The sequence below is a fragment of the Winogradskyella helgolandensis genome (assembly GCF_013404085.1).
GTDB lineage: Bacteria > Bacteroidota > Bacteroidia > Flavobacteriales > Flavobacteriaceae > Winogradskyella > Winogradskyella helgolandensis.
The window spans coordinates 3,734,372-3,749,999 of record NZ_JABFHO010000001.1; the positions used below are offsets into that span (position 1 = coordinate 3,734,372).

General features: G+C 32.6%; 19 protein-coding genes and 1 tRNA gene. 15 read left to right on the forward strand and 5 right to left on the reverse strand.

Translation table 11 applies throughout. The features are described from left to right. The first annotated feature begins 19 nt into the window (after nt 1-19). The 9 genes from folE to HM992_RS15845 all read left to right on the forward strand — a co-directional run bounded on the left by folE (nt 20) and on the right by HM992_RS15845 (nt 5,318). Nucleotides 20-712: a GTP cyclohydrolase I FolE gene (gene folE / locus HM992_RS15805; RefSeq protein ID WP_178984129.1), complete on the forward strand. Its 693-nt coding sequence runs from the start codon at nt 20-22 to the stop codon at nt 710-712. Between the two features lie 3 nt (nt 713-715). After that, nucleotides 716-949 carry a hypothetical protein gene (locus HM992_RS15810; RefSeq protein WP_178984128.1) on the forward strand — a complete coding sequence of 78 codons (234 nt, stop codon included), beginning with the start codon at nt 716-718 and terminating at the stop codon, nt 947-949. Between the two features lie 6 nt (nt 950-955). Beyond that, nucleotides 956-1,642, forward strand: a complete 687-nt coding sequence (locus tag HM992_RS15815; RefSeq protein WP_179320352.1) for an SDR family NAD(P)-dependent oxidoreductase — start codon at nt 956-958, stop codon at nt 1,640-1,642. Between the two features lie 31 nt (nt 1,643-1,673). After that, a complete protein-coding gene (locus HM992_RS15820; protein WP_179320353.1) occupies nt 1,674-2,162 on the forward strand; it encodes a glutathione peroxidase in 489 nt (162 codons plus the stop codon). A gap of 6 nt (nt 2,163-2,168) precedes the next feature. Then, complete coding sequence (locus tag HM992_RS15825) at nt 2,169-2,339, forward strand: Lacal_2735 family protein (RefSeq protein WP_178984125.1); 171 nt, start codon at nt 2,169-2,171, stop codon at nt 2,337-2,339. 1 nt (nt 2,340) lies between these two features. Continuing rightward, nucleotides 2,341-2,805, forward strand: coding sequence for a TspO/MBR family protein (locus tag HM992_RS15830; RefSeq protein WP_178984124.1), 465 nt, complete (start codon nt 2,341-2,343; stop codon nt 2,803-2,805). Between the two features lie 131 nt (nt 2,806-2,936). Next, on the forward strand, nt 2,937-3,404 hold the full coding sequence (locus HM992_RS15835) for an SRPBCC family protein (RefSeq protein WP_179320354.1): 468 nt from the start codon (nt 2,937-2,939) through the stop codon (nt 3,402-3,404). Between the two features lie 23 nt (nt 3,405-3,427). Beyond that, nucleotides 3,428-4,732 carry a cryptochrome/photolyase family protein gene (locus tag HM992_RS15840; protein ID WP_179320355.1) on the forward strand — a complete coding sequence of 435 codons (1,305 nt, stop codon included), beginning with the start codon at nt 3,428-3,430 and terminating at the stop codon, nt 4,730-4,732. 232 nt (nt 4,733-4,964) lie between these two features. After that, nucleotides 4,965-5,318 (forward strand): nuclear transport factor 2 family protein, encoded by a 354-nt coding sequence (locus tag HM992_RS15845; RefSeq protein WP_179320356.1) that lies wholly within the window; start codon nt 4,965-4,967, stop codon nt 5,316-5,318. A gap of 111 nt (nt 5,319-5,429) precedes the next feature. Here HM992_RS15845 and murA read toward each other — a convergent pair whose 3' ends face one another. The 3 genes from murA to HM992_RS15860 form a co-directional block, all read right to left on the reverse strand. Continuing rightward, nucleotides 5,430-6,746 carry a UDP-N-acetylglucosamine 1-carboxyvinyltransferase gene (gene murA, locus HM992_RS15850; protein WP_179320357.1) on the reverse strand — a complete coding sequence of 439 codons (1,317 nt, stop codon included), beginning with the start codon at nt 6,744-6,746 and terminating at the stop codon, nt 5,430-5,432. Between the two features lie 6 nt (nt 6,747-6,752). After that, entirely contained in the window at nt 6,753-7,412 is a 660-nt protein-coding gene (locus tag HM992_RS15855; protein WP_178986866.1) for a DUF4290 domain-containing protein, read from the reverse strand. Between the two features lie 95 nt (nt 7,413-7,507). Then, nucleotides 7,508-7,801: a DUF493 family protein gene (locus tag HM992_RS15860; RefSeq protein ID WP_178984119.1), complete on the reverse strand. Its 294-nt coding sequence runs from the start codon at nt 7,799-7,801 to the stop codon at nt 7,508-7,510. Between the two features lie 78 nt (nt 7,802-7,879). Between HM992_RS15860 and HM992_RS15865 the strand changes: the two genes are divergently transcribed. From HM992_RS15865 to HM992_RS15885, 5 genes are all read left to right on the forward strand, one after another. Continuing rightward, the gene (locus HM992_RS15865; RefSeq protein ID WP_178984118.1) at nt 7,880-8,422 is read left to right on the forward strand and encodes an AAA family ATPase; all 543 of its coding nucleotides are present in this window, start codon (nt 7,880-7,882) and stop codon (nt 8,420-8,422) included. Nucleotides 8,423-8,684: 262 nt separating this feature from the next. Beyond that, complete coding sequence (locus HM992_RS15870) at nt 8,685-10,580, forward strand: RecQ family ATP-dependent DNA helicase (protein WP_179320358.1); 1,896 nt, start codon at nt 8,685-8,687, stop codon at nt 10,578-10,580. Next, entirely contained in the window at nt 10,577-11,536 is a 960-nt protein-coding gene (gene fmt, locus HM992_RS15875; protein WP_178984116.1) for a methionyl-tRNA formyltransferase, read from the forward strand. Before HM992_RS15870 ends, fmt begins: the two co-directional genes overlap by 4 nt. Nucleotides 11,537-11,733: 197 nt before the next feature. Continuing rightward, nucleotides 11,734-12,006 (forward strand): HU family DNA-binding protein, encoded by a 273-nt coding sequence (locus tag HM992_RS15880; RefSeq protein ID WP_008271173.1) that lies wholly within the window; start codon nt 11,734-11,736, stop codon nt 12,004-12,006. A 186-nt stretch (nt 12,007-12,192) separates the two neighbouring features. After that, complete coding sequence (locus HM992_RS15885) at nt 12,193-12,747, forward strand: YqgE/AlgH family protein (protein ID WP_178984115.1); 555 nt, start codon at nt 12,193-12,195, stop codon at nt 12,745-12,747. Nucleotides 12,748-13,347: 600 nt separating this feature from the next. Here HM992_RS15885 and HM992_RS15890 read toward each other — a convergent pair. Together HM992_RS15890 and HM992_RS15895 are read right to left on the reverse strand one after the other, a co-directional pair. Then, nucleotides 13,348-14,202: an aminotransferase class IV gene (locus tag HM992_RS15890; RefSeq protein WP_179320359.1), complete on the reverse strand. Its 855-nt coding sequence runs from the start codon at nt 14,200-14,202 to the stop codon at nt 13,348-13,350. Between the two features lie 153 nt (nt 14,203-14,355). Continuing rightward, nucleotides 14,356-14,748, reverse strand: coding sequence for an START-like domain-containing protein (locus HM992_RS15895; RefSeq protein ID WP_178984113.1), 393 nt, complete (start codon nt 14,746-14,748; stop codon nt 14,356-14,358). A gap of 180 nt (nt 14,749-14,928) precedes the next feature. Between HM992_RS15895 and HM992_RS15900 the strand changes: the two genes are divergently transcribed. Beyond that, a tRNA-Met gene (locus HM992_RS15900) sits at nt 14,929-15,002 on the forward strand. Nucleotides 15,003-15,628: the final 626 nt, after the last annotated feature.

A 15,628-nucleotide genomic window follows, 5' to 3' on the forward strand; every position in this document is an offset into this window, starting at 1 on the left:
AGCACATTAAAAAGATTCTATGATTACAGAAAAAAATTCCAAAATAAACGATCTTTTACTTAATGGATTTAGTAAAGAAGATATTGGAGATGATCATTTATCTACAAGTTTAGACACACCAATGAAGCCAAATGCTTTTGAAATGTCTAACAATGATAAGAAAAAACGCATCGCTATTTTATTTTCAGAAATAATGGATGTTTTAGGTTTAGATTTAAATGATGATTCTCTTCAAGGTACACCAGACCGAGTTGCCAAGATGTATGTCGAAGAGATATTCTCGGGTTTAGACCCTGAAAACAAACCAAAAGTGACCCTTTTTGAGAATAAATATCAATATAATCAGGTGTTAGTAGAAAAAAATATTACCTTCTACTCCAATTGCGAACATCATTTTGTGCCCATAATAGGAAAAGCACACGTCGCATACAAATCATCTGGAAAGGTTATTGGACTTTCAAAATTAAACCGAATTGTTCAATATTATGCTAAACGTCCGCAAGTTCAAGAACGTTTAACAAACCAAATTGCAAACGAACTTAAAACGGTTTTAGAGACCGAAGATGTTGCTGTAATAATAGACGCAAAGCACTTATGTGTATCGTCTAGAGGTGTACAAGATGACACATCAACAACAGTAACAACATATTATGGAGGCGAATTTAATAACGCTTCAAAAATTTTAGAATTACAAAACTATATAAACAATTAAGCTATGGAAACAACAATAGAAAAAGCTTTGGAATTTGAAAACAGAAAGTTTTCTTTTAAAACGACAAGTGATAGAATAATGGCAGCTAGAGAGGCAAAAGACCTAATCTTAGAAGTCAACGAATTATACAAAGAAAAAAAAGATGCCAAATTAATGGACTTAATGAAGCGTCTTACAGTTATAAAACAAAAAATTGAAAAACGTTTAAAGGGAAGACCTTTAACCGCTACTTCATAATATTTTATGAAGCGATTAATAGTTATAGGAGGAAGCAAAGGTATTGGCAAAGCAATTGTCACATCTTTGCTTTCTTTTTATGATGAAATTGTTAATATCAGTAGAACTTCACCCGTGGAATCACATCCCAATCTAAAACATTTTAGTTGTGATATTCTTAATGATGAACTACCAGAAATTGACGAAGCAGATGGTTTAGTGTATTGTCCAGGCAGTATCAATTTAAAGCCTATTAATAGACTAAGTATTGACGATTTCAGAAATGATTTTGAAATCAATGTTATTGGATCCGTTAAAGCCATCCAGACCTATTTACCAGCTTTAAAAAATGGCAACAAACCTTCAATCGTTCTTTTTAGTACGGTTGCAACTAAATTAGGAATGCCTTTTCATGCTAGTGTAGCAGCTTCAAAATCTGCCGTTGAAGGTTTAACAAAATCTTTAGGCGCTGAGTTAGCACCAACGGTAAGAATAAATGCTATTGCACCGACGGTAACAGATACAGACTTGGCTTCAAAATTATTACGAAACGAGCGTATGGTTGAAAATATGATTGAACGCCATCCGCTTAAAAAATATTTACAACCTCAAGAAGTAGCAGATATGGCTGCATTCTTATTATCAGATAAAGCAGCTTCATTCTCTGGTCAAATATTTGAAATGGATTGTGGTATTGTAAGTTTCAAGTTGTAAAATACATATAATTTTTTATTAAAATAACGATATGATAGCAACTGCTAAGCAATCCGTGTACGATATAAAGATTAATAGCCTACTAGGGCAGGCTTTAGATTTACATCAATTTAAAGGTAAAAAAATACTGTTTGTTAATGTAGCTTCTAAATGTGGGTTTACACCTCAATATAGAGATTTACAAAAATTACAGGATACATATAAAGACTCACTTGTAATAATTGGAGTGCCTTGCAATCAATTTGGAAAACAAGAACCTGGAAATTCTAAAGAAATACAAGAGTACTGTGAAGTTAACTATGGTGTTTCCTTTTTAATGACTGAAAAGATTGATGTTAAAGGCGAAAATCAACATCCACTATATAATTGGTTAACAAAAAAAGCCATAAATGGAAAACAAAATTCAGTAGTGAAATGGAATTTTCAGAAGTATCTAGTTGACGAAAATGGTGAGTTCTTAAATTATTACTACTCTATCACAAATCCAACGAGCTCAAGAATTATTAAATTTTTAAAATAGATAACTATGTTCGGATTATTCAAGAAACCTTCAGAAGTAGAAAAACTTCAAAAACAGTATAGTAAGTTAATGGATGAGTGGCATAAGCTTTCATCAACTAATAGAGCTGAAAGCGATAAAAAGTATGCTGAAGCTCAATTAATCAGTGATAAAATTGATAACTTAAAAAAAAGCTAGCTTGAAAAAAATATATCTATTCATCATATTTTTGGTTATCAATTTTGGTGCACTCGCTCTTGGCAGTTGGTTTATGGGAGATGCTGTTACGGGAGACTGGTATTCTAATTTAAACAAAGCACCTTGGACACCTCCAGGTTGGGTTTTTGGAGCCGCTTGGACATTAATAATGGTTTTCTTTTCGGTATACCTTAGCTTTTTGTTTTCTATTCGGAATTCAAAATTTGTGTTCTTTGTCTATGGCATAGCTACTATATTAAATGTGAGCTGGAATTATGTTTTCTTCAATCAACAATTAATCAATTTAGGTTTCGTAAATATCATCTTATTAACGTTAATGATTGTTTACTTCTTTATCACGTTTGGAGATGATAGATTAAGCCGATTAAAATATCTATTGTTACCTTATATTATTTGGCTTTGTATCGCAACGTCCTTAAATGGTTATGTTGTTTTTAATAATTAGTTCCACCTATACTCAAATGAAATAAGGAATTGTGTTATTAAAAACTTTAGGTATTACACAATCATAATTCAACAGCCCTATTAACAAACTTATTACAATCTAACGCATACACACCTGAAGCTATAATTGTCATGAAAATATACACCTTACACAAAAAACAAAAGCTACCTATTTCAGTTGAACAAGCTTGGGAGTTTTTATCTAGCCCTGCGAATTTGAAAACTATAACACCAGATTATATGGGATTTCACATCCTTTCAGGTGCAGACAGACCGATGTTCTCAGGGCAAATTATTCAATATATTGTAACACCTGTTTTAGGGATTAAAACAAAATGGGTGACTGAAATCACACATGTAAAAGACCATGAATATTTTGTAGATGAACAACGTTTTGGGCCATATGCTTTATGGCATCACAAGCATTTTATAAAAGAAATTGAAGGTGGTGTTGAAATGGAAGATATTATAGATTATAAAGTACCGATGGGAATTTTAGGTCAACTCGCCCATCCTTTTATAGTAAAACCAAAATTAGAAGAAATTTTTAACTACAGAACTCAAAAGTTAGAAGAACTCTTTGGAAAGTATGACGTATAAAAAGTTAGTAAGAACTATTTGATATGAGTAAAAAAGTAAATATATTTTGGTTTAGACGCGATTTAAGATTGGACGATAATCTTGGCTTTTATGAAGCCTTAAAAGGTGACCTCCCTGTTCTTCCTATTTTCATATTCGATACTGAGATTTTAGACCATTTACCAAAAGACGATGCTCGTGTTACGTTTATTCACCAAACGCTTCAAACCATGAGGCAAACGTTACAAGATGATTACAATAGTAGTATTGCGATACTACACGGTAAACCCGAAGTTATTTTCAAACAATTAATCGAAGATTATGACATTGACACCGTTTATACCAATCACGATTATGAACCGTATGCTACCGAACGAGATAATACCACTAAATCGTTTTTAGAAAAGCATAGTATTGCATTCAACACCTATAAGGACCAAGTTATTTTTGAAAAGAATGAAGTCGTAAAAAAAGATGGAAATCCGTATTTGGTCTATACGCCTTATATGCGAACTTGGAAAGAAAAATTTCAAGCTATTGAATTGGAAATTTACTATACCAAGTCACATTTAGATAATTTAATTGTCCACAGTAGATTGCCTAATCTTAGCTTATCGGATATTGGTTTTGAAACATCAAATCAGGAAATTACAGATTATGAAGTCACTCCTACTTTGATTCAGACTTATGAAGCAACACGGAACTTTCCTGCAAAAGACTCCACGTCGCGTTTAGGTCCGCATCTACGCTTTGGAACAGTTAGTATTCGTAAAATGGTAAAAAAGGCCATAGCTGAACAGAATGAAATCTTTTGGCAAGAATTGATTTGGCGCGAATTTTTTATGCAAATTCTATGGCATTTTCCACAGACAACAACTAATGCTTTTAAACCTAAATACGACCGAATTGAATGGCGTAATAATGAAGATGAATTTAAAAAATGGTGCGAAGGTAAAACCGGTTATCCTCTAGTTGATGCAGGCATGCGACAACTCAACAGTACAGGCTTTATGCACAACAGAGTGCGTATGCTTGTTGGTAGTTTTCTATGCAAGCATTTATTAATTGATTGGCGTTGGGGAGAAGCTTATTTTGCTGAGAAATTACACGATTATGATATGGCGAGCAATGTAGGTAATTGGCAATGGGTTGCTGGTTGTGGAGTTGATGCAGCTCCATATTTTAGAATATTTAATCCAACAACCCAGATTCAGAAATTTGATAAAAATCACGATTATTTAAAACAGTGGGTTCCAGAGTATCAAGAACTCACTTATCCACAGCCCATGGTAGATCATAAAATGGCAAGAGAACGTTGTTTAGAAACTTATAAAACCGCATTGACATAGTTTGAATATAAAAATTTTTAAGATAATTTATAATAAAACTAAAAAGTTAACGTTGCTATATATAAGACAGTAAACGTCTTAACTGAAATAACCATTTCAACAAACAATTTTAAAAGCTCTGATTAGTCTTCAGAGCTTTTTTTTGCATTGATTATAAGAAGCAAATTAATATTTAAGAAAAGGCATCAAACTTTTTGTTAACTTTAGAGCACGAATCTAAAATCAAAACACTATGAATACTTGGGGAGTTGCAAAAAAATGGAAAGAAATGTGCGAAAAAGGAAATAATCTTGATTGCATTAATGAGCTATATGCAGACAATATAGTAAGCCGAGAAATGCCTGGAACACTCGGAGAAGTTGTAACTGGAAAGCAAAATGTTTGGAACAAAAGTAAAGAATGGATAGAGAGTGTTGAAGACATTCACTATAGTAGTATAAGCAATCCTCTCGTTGCTGGTAACTTTTTTACAGCTAAAATGGATTTCGATTGTACGTTTAAAGATAAAGGCAGACAAAAAATACAAGAAGTGTGTGTCTATGAAGTTATTGATGGGAAGATTACTAGTGAGCAGTATTTTTATTAGGTGAATGACATTTTATTGAAAATAAAAAAAGCTTCAAGATGTAACTTGAAGCTTTTACTTTATATAATCTGGTTCGACGCTTCATTCTAAAAAGCAAAGCAATCAAAATATTTAATTCCCTTCTACACGTTCAATTTTAGCACCAATAGCTCTTAAACGTTCATCTATATTTTCGTAACCACGATCTATTTGTTCAATATTATGAATAATTGAGGTCCCTTTTGCTGATAAAGCCGCAATTAACAATGATACACCTGCTCTAATATCTGGAGAAGTCATGGTAGTTGCCTTCAATGTCGATTTATAATCGTGACCAATAACCGTTGCTCTGTGTGGATCACAAAGAATAATTTTTGCTCCCATATCAATTAATTTATCGACAAAGAACAAGCGGCTTTCAAACATTTTTTGGTGTACAATAGCACTTCCTCTTGCTTGTGTTAAAACCGTTAAGATAATACTCAATAAATCTGGAGTAAATCCAGGCCATGGAGCATCTGAAATGGTTAAAATTGAACCATCAATAAAACTCTGCACTTCATAACCATCCGTATGCGCTGGAATATGAATATCATCACCTTGACGCTCTACCGTAATTCCTATTTTTCTAAATACATTAGGGATTTGACCTAGATCGTCCCAACTCACATTGGTAATGGTCAATTCACTTTTGGTCATCGCAGCCAAACCTATCCAGCTACCAATCTCAATCATATCTGGTAACATTCTATGCTCAGTTCCACCTAAAACATCAACTCCTTCAATAGTTAATAAATTAGACCCAACACCAGAAATCTTAGCGCCCATACGATTAAGCATTTTACAAAGCTGTTGTAAATATGGTTCGCAAGCTGCATTATAAATTGTGGTTATACCTTCTGCCAAAACAGCAGCCATTACAATATTAGCGGTTCCGGTAACCGAAGCTTCATCTAAAAGCATATACGTGCCTTTTAGCTTTTTTGCTTCTACTCCATAAAACAAATCCTCCTTATTATAACGAAATTTTGCACCAAGATTAATAAAACCTTCAAAGTGTGTATCTAAACGACGACGACCAATTTTATCACCTCCTGGCTTAGGAATATAACCTTTACCAAAACGTGCCAATAAAGGACCAACAATCATAATAGACCCTCTTAAACCCTTTCCGTCTTCTTTAAACTCTTCAGATTCTAAATAGGCAAGATTAACCTCGTCTGCTTTAAACGTATAGGAACCTTTGCCTACTTTATTAATTTTAACACCCAACTTTTTTAATAAAGCGATGAGTTTATTAACATCAATAATATCTGGAATGTTATCTATCTTTATTTCTTCGGCAGTTAAAAGTACTGCACATAAGATTTGTAATGCTTCGTTTTTTGCGCCTTGAGGTTGAATTTTACCTTTTAATTGGTGACCTCCTTCAATTTTAAATGTACTCATACGTTTTTAGTAACGTTTTCTATTATTAGTATATTTTTTCTTATTTGAAGATGTATTCTTTTTGTTAGAATTGCTTTTACCACCATACTTAGATTTGGTACGCATTAAACTTGTAGAATCACTAAGATCTTCATCCGTGTTTTTCAAGTCTATTTTACCACCTGAAAGCTCAAACAAATGCTTATAAATTACATCATCTTCAACCGTGTCTTTATTCCAATTTAAAAAACACTTTTTCATGTGATTTGCGATTGTAAAAGTCAAAGCTTCTTTTAATTCACCATCTTCCCAACCTACAGCAACATCAATCATCGTCTTAATATTATTACCATAAAAACGATATTTAGGGAAGTTCTGCGGGTATTTTAAAGGTTCTGGTTTAGCATGGATTTCTTCTCTTGAAGGTTCGCCATAAGGTGCATCAACATCAATTTTAAAATCTGCCATTATAAACAATTGATCCCATAATTTATGTTGAAAATCTGGCACATCTCTTAAATGTGGTTGTAGATTTCCCATTACAGCAATAATCGCCTTGGCTACTTTATTACGCTCTTCTTTTGTTTCGCGAGTCTTAGCGTAATTAATCATCTTTTGCAGATGACGTCCATATTCTGGTATAATTAAATGCTCGCGCTCTGTGTTGTATTCTAAATCGTCAATCAAAATTGTAAAATGTGTATGTGTAGTATATAAGTTTAAACCTGAAGTCTCTAGGTTTTGTTGCAAAGTACGAAAAAATATGAAGCTTATATCAAAAATTAAAGGGAAATTACTCCTTCTACATTTTCAGCGACATCCTTATATTTTGCAATCACTTCTTCAGGGTTTTTTAACCTCACATTAATAGAAACACTTGTGTATTTTCCGTTTTTAGATTCTGTAGTCGTAATAACAGCCCCTAAATTATCAAAAAGAGCCTCAATGTGATTAACTCCTGAACCTTTAGAAAGCACAATAAATTTATATAAATATATAGATGGCCAAGTGGCTGTATCGTAAAGTTGAGATTTTAATTTGTCGTAAAACTCGTCTGTTTTTTTAGAATTATCCATGATGAAATTTTTCAGTTGTAAAGATACGTTTAACTTTACATTTTTATCTTTTATTTTTACATCAAAAATACTGCCAATTTGAATCCGAAAAAAGTTGTTATCGCAGGTGGACCAGGAACTGGAAAAACCACAATCATCAATGAGTTAAAAAAACATGAGTTCTTATGCTACGATGAAATCTCTAGACAAATCACCTTGCAAGCTAGAAAAGATGGTATTGAACAACTTTTTCTAACGGAACCGCTTTTGTTTAGCGAAAAACTTTTAGAAGGTAGAGCAAAACAATTTGCGGATGCCCAAAACGAATCTGAAACTGTTGTTTTTTTAGACAGAGGTTTACCAGATGTTATTGCTTATATGGATTATATTGGAGACCATTATCCTGAGAATTTTGTAACGACCTGTGAAAGTCACAAGTACGATTCCATCTTCATTTTAGCACCATGGCAAGAGATCTTTACAAGTGATAGCGAACGCTACGAAAATTTTGAAGAAGCCATTGAAATTCATCAACATTTAATAGAAACCTATAAGCGTTTTGGATATCATTTAATTGATGTACCTTTTGGAAGTGTAGAAACTAGAGTTGAATTTATTCTAGAGTCCTTAAATTTGCAGTAGTACCAATTTCTCTATGGTATGCCGTATTTCAAATTTGAATTATTTTTAGTTCAGATGAAATAGAAATCAAAGATTCACGAACTCCTTATTTTAATTCAATAGAGTTGTGAGCTAAAATCAAAGCATAGCAATAGTTACGGTTTTATTTTATATTAATATATGAGTAAAAAAGAATTGAGAAGCACATCACGAACACCAATTCATAAAATTGAAAAAAGTGAGTAAACATATTAAAGCGATTTTAGATAGTTAAATTGGCATAATGCATCCTATAGAAGTTTTAGAACGGTATTGGAATCATACCTCCTTTAGACCGTTTCAAGAAGATATTATAAATTCGGTTTTAAACCGTGAAGATACCTTTGCTCTATTACCAACGGGCGGAGGCAAATCGGTTTGCTTTCAAATTCCGGCTTTGATTCAAGATGGCATTTGTATTGTTATTTCGCCTTTAATTGCGTTAATGAAAGACCAAGTCAATACGTTAAAGGCTAAAGGGATAAAAGCCATTGCATTAACGTCTGGCATGTCTTATAAAGATATAGACACTCAATTAGATAATTGTATTTACGGGAATTATAAGTTTTTATACCTTTCGCCAGAACGATTACAACAGCCTTTAGTACAAGAACGTATTCAGCAAATGCGTGTGAATTTAATTGCTGTAGATGAAGCACATTGTATAAGTCAATGGGGAAATGATTTTAGACCAGCTTACAAAAACATTTCAACTTTACGTCAAATGCATCCGCACGTTAATTGTATTGCATTAACGGCTAGTGCAAAGTACGATGTCATAAATGATATTGTTGAAAATCTAGATTTTATAAATCCTAAAATCTACAAAGCTTCTTTTGCACGACCAAATATTGCTTATAATGTTGTTCATACAGACGATAAACTATTTCAATTACAACATCTTTTAAAAAAATATTCTGGATCGTCTATTATATATGTTAGAACCCGAAGAGCAACAATTGATATTCATAATTTTTTAAATGCTAAAGGGTTTTCCTCTACATTTTACCATGGCGGCATTACCAATAAAGAAAAGCAAGAACGTTTGTACCAATGGGCAAATGGGCAGAAACAAATTATGGTGGCTACCACAGCTTTTGGAATGGGAATTGATAAAGCCGATGTTAAAACCGTTATTCACATTAATTTACCCGAAAGTATAGAAAGTTATTACCAAGAAGCCGGACGTGCTGGTAGAAATGGAAAATTAGCCTATGCCGTTATATTGAAACAACATATAGACGAAGACCATTTGCGAAATCAATTCTTAAACAACTTACCTTCAGTTGCTTTCGTAAAAACGGTTTATAATAAGTTGTGTAATTATTTTCAAATCTCTTATGGAGAAGGAGAAAATACGTTGCATCAATTCGATTTTAAGTCCTTTTGCAATCACTATAAATTAAATGCGAGCATTACTTACAATGCATTACTGCTTTTAGATCGCAATGCTATTATAACACTCACACAGCATTTTAATTTTAGGACTAAAATTCAATTTATAACCACAAATGCGGTTTTATTTCAATATTTAGAAACGCATTTAGATTTAAATATTTTGGTAAAAGTACTCCTCAGAACTTATGGAGGAATTTTTGATTATGACACAAAAGTGAATCTCAGTTTGGTGGTTGACAAAGTAAATCTTCCCGAAAAACAAGTGATTGCACAATTACAACGTTTAGAAAAGGACGAGGTGATTAGCTTACAAATGGCAAATACAGATTCTGAAATCACCTTTTTAAAACCTCGTGAAGATGACATCACTATCAACCCCATTGCAAAAACAATAATACAACAGCACACATTAAAGCATCAACAAATAGAAGCTGTATTGAATTATGTAAAGAATGATTCGGTTTGTAGAAGTCAACAACTCCTGCGCTATTTTGGAGAGAAGACCAATAAAACTTGTGGTATATGTTCGGTATGTGTTGCTAAAACAGCAAACAAAAACACCAGCCCAAATGACACTATAACACTTCAAATTTTGAAAGCATTACAAGCTGAAACCTTATCTTCGCGACAATTAATACAATATATTAATTGTTCTGAAAAAGTACTATTACAAAGTCTTTCAGAACTTATAGAACTAAATAAAATTAAATTAACACACGCTAATACTTACACACTTGTATGACACATAAACGTGATTTACGCATCGTTTTTATGGGCACTCCAGATTTTGCGGTTGCCACATTAAAAGCACTTATAGATAATAATTATAACGTTGTTGGAGTTATAACTGCTCCGGATAGACCTGCAGGACGTGGTCAAAAATTAAGAGCTTCTGCCGTAAAAGAATTCGCTTTAGAGCAGAAGTTAAATATTTTACAACCCACAAATTTAAAAGCAGAACCGTTTTTAGAAGAATTGAAAGCTTTAAATGCCAATTTACAAATTATAGTGGCGTTTAGAATGTTACCAAAAGTGGTTTGGCAAATGCCCGAATACGGAACGTTTAACCTTCATGCCTCCTTATTACCACAATATAGAGGAGCAGCTCCAATTCATTGGGCTATTATTAATGGAGAAACTAAAACAGGAGTTACGACCTTTTTTATAGATGAAAAAATTGATACAGGTGCTATCATTCAAAGTGAAGAAACTGAAATTAAAGCAACAACAACAGTTGGTGAGTTGCATGATGATTTAATGACTATTGGAAGTGAATTGGTAATTAAAACTGTAGAACATATTGAAGCGGATACGGTCTCTACAACGATTCAACCACAAACAGACGATTTAAAAACAGCTTACAAACTAAATCGTGAGAACTGTAAAATAGATTGGTCGCAACCTATAGATACCATATATAATAAAATTAGAGGTTTAAATCCATTTCCAGCGGCTTGGTGTTATTTAGATAATAGCGAAAGTGAACCATTATCTGTAAAATTATATGAAGTAGAAAAACAAGATGAAGATCATAAACATGCCAATGGAAGTATAATCACATCTAAAGACGAACTAAAAGTCGCATGCCAAGGAGGTTACATAAATATTATAGAGATTCAACTTCCAGGAAAGCGCAAAATGAAAGTAAAATCTTTACTTAATGGGTTTAGTTTTTCTGAATCTTCAAAACTGCTCTAAACCCTTATTATCATTGGTTTTACAAAAACTCCGATGAAATACATAACCTTTATTAACAAATGTCCCAAGTTATTAACAAAAAGCCGTATTTCCCTTGCTATTACTTGTGTAGCTTAATATTCCTAATAATTTTGTGTACGGATTTTAAATATCTATTATTTTAGAATCGAAATTTTAACAATTTAAATTTAATATTTATGAACAAAACAGATTTAATCAATGGAATGGCAGAGAACGCTGGAATTACTAAGGCAGCTGCTAAAAAAGCATTAGACTCATTATTAGTGGACATCGAAGGATCTTTACAAAAAGGAAACAGAGTTTCTTTAGTAGGATTTGGTTCTTGGTCAGTTTCTAGAAGAGCCGCAAGAGACGGAAGAAACCCACAGACTGGTAAAACTATAAAAATTAAAGCTAAAAATGTAGTGAAATTTAAGGCAGGTTCTGACTTAAGTAGCGCTGTAAACTAAGACATTTTTTGTTTGAAATACAGAACCTGCTCCATGAGCAGGTTTTTTTTTGCTTAAATTATAAAGGCTTTTTATTAAATAAATAAAAACTTTTTTAAATGCGATATCACACATTTAAATAGGTATTAGTTGTTTTTTTAACAAAAAAAACATAGATTTAGTCATAATAAATTTATAAAAGCCAGAATGAACAAACCCGAAAAAGGCAATTTACTCATTGCCGAGCCATCTATTATCGGTGATATTTCATTTAATCGTGCTGTGATTCTCTTAGCCGATCACAACGCTTTAGGTTCGGTTGGATTTATTTTAAATAAACCGCTAGACTATAATCTTAAAGACCTAATAGAAGGTACTGAGTCTGAATTTCCTGTTTATAATGGTGGACCAGTAGAACAAGACAACCTATATTTTATTCATAAATCACCAGAATTAATTCCTAATAGTATTGAAATATCGCATGGTATTTTTTGGGGAGGAGATTTTAATATTGTATTGAACTTAATTAATAAAGGAAAAATATCTACTGGAGATATTCGCTTCTTTTTAGGCTATTCTGGATGGGACGAACAACAATTAGATAATGAACTTAAATCTAATGCTTGGTTAGTTTCTGAAAATATCTACAATAAAGAAATCATTTCTAAGCCATGTAATACGTTTTGGCGTGAAAAAATGCTAGAACTTGGTGGTGACTATAGTATTTGGTCTAATGCACCTGAGAATCCTAGTTATAATTAGAATTTAAACTTGAATTCAAAGTTTAAGCTGATTACGAACGAAACTTCCAAATAACGTTTTCCTTCATCAGGTATTATACTATACCACAAGACACATTAATCAAATGTAACACTTCATCAAAAAAACCATTCCAACAGTATTGAAAATCAACAAATATTATAATAATAATCAAAAAATAAAGTTGAGAGACCAATTCAAGAACATCAAAAATATACAACACCACCTATTCCGACACAAGCGGAAACCAAGACCTTCAATTATTTAGCCTAAAACATGCAGTGAAGCGAAGGAAAGAGAAAGAATCGATGGTAGATTTAATAATAAATGAAACTCATTATATATTAGGGAAGTGCATACATTAAAGCAACTACTACCTCTCATTTTTACACCGTAACAAACAATATGTTTAGCTAAATAATTGGCAGTTTTGATCTTTTGGTTCGTTTATTCGCAGGAACTTATTTTATGGAGCTCATAATGTGCTTCGCAGTTTGCAACAAGGTAAATGCGATAGCATTCATGACTTCATATTTAATAAAACAGAAATCCAGGAACTAAAATGAACAAATAACAAACAGTTCTAACAATTCACAAACATCTTTAAGATAGCAAACGTAACTTAGCATTAAGCTTCACCAAAAGACTCTGAGCAAAATCACTCCCGTATTCTTTTTTACGATATTTAGTAATTGGAACAATACCTTTAATAACATTAGTAATAAACAATTCATCTGCTTTTTGAAGTTCAAATGGACTAATAGATGCTTCTTCTACAGTCACATTAATATCCTTTGATAAGAGTTCTAAAATCTGCTTTCTCATCACGCCTTTTAAACACCCTTCTTCCAAAGGTGGTGTTTTTATTTTACCATCTTTAACTAAGAATAAATTCCCATTTAAAGCTTCAAGAACACTTTTGTCAGTATTTAAAACTAAGCAATTATCTAAATCATTTTCTTTAGCGTAAATACTACCAATAACCTGAATAGCCTTATTATTAGATTTTAATCCTGACAATAACCCTGGAGCCACGAAGTAATCTTTGTATAAATCGACAACGCAATTTGCTGTTATATCAATAGTATAAAAGGGATCGTAATGTGGTTCTGCATTGATATTAAAATGCACTTGCGTGGTGTCTGAGGGTAAATATTTCCCACCTTCACCTCTATCGATATTTAATCGGACACGCGCTGAGGCATGCAACAAATCATTGGCTTCTAAAGTTTTTAGTATTTCAGACTCTAAAAATTCCATAGTAAAATTCATAGGGATATCCATTCTAAGAATACGCATGGAAGACATTAATCTAAAATAATGGTCTTCCCAAAAGAAGATTTTACCATTCACTACTTTTAAAGTTTCAAACAGGGCATCACCATATTTATAACCTCTATTATTTACTGTGAGTTTTGAATCTGATTGTGAACGCAACGAACCATTAAAATTTACCATAAAAACACCTCTATAATCTCCTCTAGGAGATATTTTTTAAAAAATATGTATTAATAACTATGTTATTCTGACCTGAATTATAGCATAAAAAAATCTCGATTTCGTTTTAAAGCGAAATCGAGACAAAGATATGATAGATTATTTTCTTAGCGCTTATGCTGAACCTAAAACTTGTTTCAGGCTAGAAATTTGATTAGTCCAAAGCATTTTCCCCTCTTCAATTTCATCGTCTTCAGCAAAATCTGTAATCATTAAAGAGACATCTTTTGTGATCTCATCGACTTGAATTCGGATTTCAAAATAGCATGTTGAGCCCTCTTCATCATCACTTAGCCAACGAAACTTAATACGTTCGCCACTTTTCTTACTTAATAATTTTGCTTGTTCTTCTGAGCCATCCCAGATAAAAGTAAATAATTCTCCACGGGAGTTAACGTTATCGGCAAACCATTCTGATAGGCCTGACGGTGTTGATATATAAGTATATATTAGTGCTGGTGATGCTTGAATCACAAACTCCATTTCGTATTTTTCTTTATCGTCCATATTGCATTGTATTATGTGCTCAATATATACAATTATAGTTGAGTTTTAAACTTTAAATAAATTTATTTTTTTTTACTTTTTATTGTTTGCTGTCGTAAAATTTGTTTTTATATTTGCAGCCGCAATAACGCACATGTTCAAATGGCTTATTTAATCCTTTATATGTGAATTGCGAATTATGGCGAGGTAGCTCAGTTGGTTAGAGCGTTGGATTCATAACCCAGAGGTCACGAGTTCAAATCTCGTTCTCGCTACAGCAGTAAAAGTCTAGCACGAAAGTGCTGGACTTTTTTTATGCGTTGCGCCGAAGCTCGCTTCAAAGCGCAAAAGCATAAAAAAAGTCCATAACAATGCGCTAGCATTGTAGACTTTTACTATTGTAAAGCTCGCACTGCGAAGATTCTATAAATCTCGAAACTAAATTATCAATCTTAATAAAAAGGCCATAGTAATGCGTTAGCATTGTGGACTTTTACTATTGTAAAGCTTACATTGCGAAGATTCAGCGAAGCTAAACGAGTATAACAAAAGCGCAAAAGCATAAAAAAAGGCCATAGCAATGCGCTAGCATTGTAGACTTTTAATATTGTAAAGCTCACCTTGCGAAGATTCTATAAATCTCGAAACTAAAATATCAATCTTAATTAAAAGGCCATAACAATGCGCTAGCATTGTAGACTTTTACTATTGTAAAGCTCACACTGCGAAGATTCTATAAATCTCGAAACTAAATTATCAATCTTAATAAAAAGTCCATAGCAATCCGCTAGCATTGTAGACTTTTACTATTGCAAAACTCACACTGCGAAAATTCTATAAATCTCAAAAAACAACCAATTGTTAAAAAAAAGGCCAAAGCAACGCCCTAGCATTGCTGACT

Bases quoted from the DNA above. Each gene is read 5' to 3' on its own strand.
- HM992_RS15825 (WP_178984125.1), top strand. From the start codon at position 2,169: ATGTTCGGATTATTCAAGAAACCTTCAGAAGTAGAAAAACTTCAAAAA.
- HM992_RS15815 (WP_179320352.1), top strand. From the start codon at position 956: ATGAAGCGATTAATAGTTATAGGAGGAAGCAAAGGTATTGGCAAAGCA.
- HM992_RS15810 (WP_178984128.1), top strand. From the start codon at position 716: ATGGAAACAACAATAGAAAAAGCTTTGGAATTTGAAAACAGAAAGTTT.
- HM992_RS15835 (WP_179320354.1), top strand. From the start codon at position 2,937: ATGAAAATATACACCTTACACAAAAAACAAAAGCTACCTATTTCAGTT.
- murA (WP_179320357.1), bottom strand. From the start codon at position 6,746: ATGAGTACATTTAAAATTGAAGGAGGTCACCAATTAAAAGGTAAAATT.
- HM992_RS15885 (WP_178984115.1), top strand. From the start codon at position 12,193: ATGAACAAACCCGAAAAAGGCAATTTACTCATTGCCGAGCCATCTATT.
- HM992_RS15880 (WP_008271173.1), top strand. From the start codon at position 11,734: ATGAACAAAACAGATTTAATCAATGGAATGGCAGAGAACGCTGGAATT.
- HM992_RS15820 (WP_179320353.1), top strand. From the start codon at position 1,674: ATGATAGCAACTGCTAAGCAATCCGTGTACGATATAAAGATTAATAGC.
- folE (WP_178984129.1), top strand. From the start codon at position 20: ATGATTACAGAAAAAAATTCCAAAATAAACGATCTTTTACTTAATGGA.
- HM992_RS15845 (WP_179320356.1), top strand. From the start codon at position 4,965: ATGAATACTTGGGGAGTTGCAAAAAAATGGAAAGAAATGTGCGAAAAA.
- HM992_RS15860 (WP_178984119.1), bottom strand. From the start codon at position 7,801: ATGGATAATTCTAAAAAAACAGACGAGTTTTACGACAAATTAAAATCT.
- HM992_RS15890 (WP_179320359.1), bottom strand. From the start codon at position 14,202: ATGGTAAATTTTAATGGTTCGTTGCGTTCACAATCAGATTCAAAACTC.
- HM992_RS15870 (WP_179320358.1), top strand. From the start codon at position 8,685: ATGCATCCTATAGAAGTTTTAGAACGGTATTGGAATCATACCTCCTTT.
- fmt (WP_178984116.1), top strand. From the start codon at position 10,577: ATGACACATAAACGTGATTTACGCATCGTTTTTATGGGCACTCCAGAT.
- HM992_RS15840 (WP_179320355.1), top strand. From the start codon at position 3,428: ATGAGTAAAAAAGTAAATATATTTTGGTTTAGACGCGATTTAAGATTG.
- HM992_RS15895 (WP_178984113.1), bottom strand. From the start codon at position 14,748: ATGGACGATAAAGAAAAATACGAAATGGAGTTTGTGATTCAAGCATCA.